General features: G+C 55.9%; 2 protein-coding genes. Both read right to left on the bottom strand.

The genetic code is table 11. The features are described from left to right. Positions 1-82: 82 nt before the first annotated feature. The gene (locus tag KJ653_10305) at positions 83-1,315 is read right to left on the bottom strand and encodes a S8 family serine peptidase (protein ID MBU0686219.1); all 1,233 of its coding nucleotides are present in this window, start codon (positions 1,313-1,315) and stop codon (positions 83-85) included. 387 nt (positions 1,316-1,702) lie between these two features. Further along, the coding region (locus tag KJ653_10300; GenBank protein ID MBU0686218.1) for a trimethylamine methyltransferase family protein at positions 1,703-3,094 on the bottom strand (1,392 nt) is incomplete at its 5' end.

Below are 3,094 nucleotides of genomic sequence, written 5' to 3'. Positions count from 1 at the left end.
CCTGCCGGTATGAAATGAAAACAGAAAGAAAAGGGTTTGACAGAGGCTAGCTCTGGTGAGTAACAGCCTACGGGACCTTGCACTAAACCGCAGGTACCTCGTCCAAGGCTGCATTTGCCTGGACTAGCCCCGAACCAGTCGCGTTAGCTTCCCACGAGTATGTGTACCAACCCTGTGTTGGGATTAGATCCCATATGTCCATAGATCCAGCTGGTATGTCCAGAGCCGTGTCTTTCAGGATTGTCTCGATCTGTCCTTGATCCAACGCCGGGTTCTTCTCGAGCATTTGGGCGGCAACGCCTGTCACGTGTGGCGCGGCCATGCTCGTTCCGCCTAGGTAGTAGAAGTTTCCGGGGTTCCTGCCTGCGAGCCATCCAAGCCCCGGGCTCCACCATGGGAGATGAGAGTAGCCTGGATATCCTGGGTATGGTCCTCTGACCCAGCTTCCTGGAGCCACCACGTCAAGCTGCTGGTCGTCTATCTCTCTGCTGCTCCAGTTCGCGATGTAGACCTCATTGACCAGGTCTGAGGGATCCTCGGGGATTTCATTGAACCCGTAGGTCGCGTCCTGGAGCCACCAGAGTCTGTAACGGGGAAGCGGCGGAACAGGATCAGTGCCGGGTGCATACCATTCGTACTTCCATCCGGAAGCGCCCACTGATATGACTTGCGGGTAGGCGCCTGGATAGCCCATGCCATCGTCTCCCTCGTTTCCTGCTGATGCTACAACGATTACGCCGTTGGCTATTGCATAATCGATTGCATCTTCCATGACTGATGCAGGAGCTGGTCCTCCGAGGCTCATTGTGATTATCATCGGGCTGTAACCTGCTATCTTCAGATCAGTAGCATATCTTATGCCCGCTGCTACTGCACGATCCGTGCCCATGACGAACTTCTGGTCAGTGTAGTTTACTGGATCAGTCTTCGATTTTCCGATCGAGTAGTCGGCTAAAACCCTGACCGGTATGATCTTCACGTCAGGTGCTATTCCTTTCACGAATACTGGCGATAGCGGCAATCCTGATGCAGCGTCGGCTGGCGCATAGTAATTGTAGCCGAGTATTGTGCTCGTCACGTGTGTGCCGTGAGTGGAGCCGGTGCTTCCGATCCAGCTTATTTCGTGCACTGTTCCGCTTTCCAGGAATGTCTGCGTCTTCACGTCCCATTTTATCTCTTCTTTGAAGCCTTTTCCAAGATCTGCTGCAATGTGATCCGCAGGGAAGTAGTCTTTCCAGTTAGGCGCGAGTCCCGTGTCCAGAACTGCAACGTACACGCCCTTTCCAGTGTATCCTGTGGTATCGCTGTTTATCATGTCGGCGTCCCAAGTGCTGCGGGCTTCCAGTGGAATTTTCGGAGCTGCATTCACATGGAAGCTTGCCAACGGAACGATCAACACCATTGCGCAGATAGCGACTAGAGCTAATCTTACAAACCCTCGTTTTCCAGTACCTGCCTTCATTGTCCTCCCCCTTCAGCTGACCCAGTAATCTGAATAAGCATACTTAAGAATTGGCGCTGGCCGACTAGGGTCGCAGTGTGGCAACACATTGGATTCCGGTCGGAGTATAAACTGAGAAGACAGGGAAGAAGGAGTTCAGCTCGGTGCGATAACCCTCCTGATTGACAGCTAGCCAGATGTCTCATTTCACATCCGGCTCACTGCATGTCCTATGCATGCATCTCTGTCGGATCTCTCTTCTCACCTTCGCGATTCCGCATACGCGTTGAGAATCCCGTTTCCTTTTCCCAGCATGTCCTTGTCCAACTGTTCCACTGAATGCTCCTTGAGGGTCTTTCTCACCACATCCCTCGCATCTGCAACCATCCTGTCCGACATGGTAGCCCCATACAGCTCCATCTTCTTGTTTCTCATGAGCATCTGGCTTCTGAAGTTCCGAACCGTGTGCGGATCATTGAGGAAGGTGTTCCCCTGCCCCACCCTCTCAATAACCTTCAACGCGGCAGTCTCCTCCGTCACGGGGAAATCCCTCATGAACGCACGGTATTCCTCCCACATTAGGGAGTCTATCACGACCTGCTCCAGGGAGCATCCCTTGTCGAGATCTAGTCCCCCTATACCTGAGCATAGGTCCGTCCCCGACATCGTAGAGAGCATTAGCGCAGAGACCTCGCCATAGGGAATGAACACGCCCGGGACCTCACCATCGATCCCCAGTATGCCGGCCATCTTCGGGAGGCCATACCTGCGGGCCATCTGTGCAGCTGCGGCGAATATCATCGGTGCCTCGGGGCCCCGATAGCCAATCTGTCCCGTCACCACGTTGCCAAGCGTCGCCTCGGAACAGTATATGTGAGGAGCCCCAGGAGCCGCGGCCTGGGTGATGACCAGGCTCGCGAGATTCTCGACGTTAAGGGTGAGGATAGTCCCCGCGAGCGTCACTGGAGCGGTCATGCCTCCCATGCACATGGACATCGATATGATAGGTATCCCCGCGCGCGCGTACTCCACCTGCGCCTCTACGGCACCTGCCTCGAACACCAGCGGTGGCACGATGCAGCTCAGGACGGAGAACAGTGGCCGTTTCCTGAGCTTTTCCGAACCGCCCGCGACGAGCGCCCCGAGAGCGATCTGAGTCTTCGCGTCCGGCGTGCCAAGGGTGCCCGAACCCGCTGAGCCAAGGATGTGCTTCGTCGTGTTCTGAAGAGACACCCAGAGTTCGTTGGCGAATTGTGCATGGGCGGGGACTTCGGATGTCGTCACTATCGGCCAGAACGCATCCACAGGGTCCATCGCGTCGGTCAGCCTCGCGAAGTCCGCGAGATCCTTGCTCGTCGCCTTGCGCCTCTCTCCCGTCTCGAAATCCGTCATGAAGACCGTGACCCCTGCGGTCGAGACGAAGGGAAAGCGCGTGACAGGGATCTTGAGGTCGCGCTTCGGATCCCTGGCACCTAGTGTGATGGCCTTGGGAGCCTTCTTGATCGCGCCGTTGACGACCTTCTCCGGAATCCTGGCGATCTTCTTCTTGAGGTCCACCTCGGCTCCTGCCTCTTGAAGCATCCTCAGCACGCTCTGGCTGTGTATGAGGACGCCAAGCCTCTCAAGGCATTCGACGCTCTGCGCGTGGATGAT

It is taken from the genome of Candidatus Thermoplasmatota archaeon (assembly GCA_018814355.1).
GTDB lineage: Archaea > Thermoplasmatota > Thermoplasmata > UBA10834 > UBA10834 > COMBO-56-21.
The sequence above is the reverse complement of the archived record's forward strand: the minus strand, read 5'-3'. Positions and strand labels throughout refer to the sequence as shown.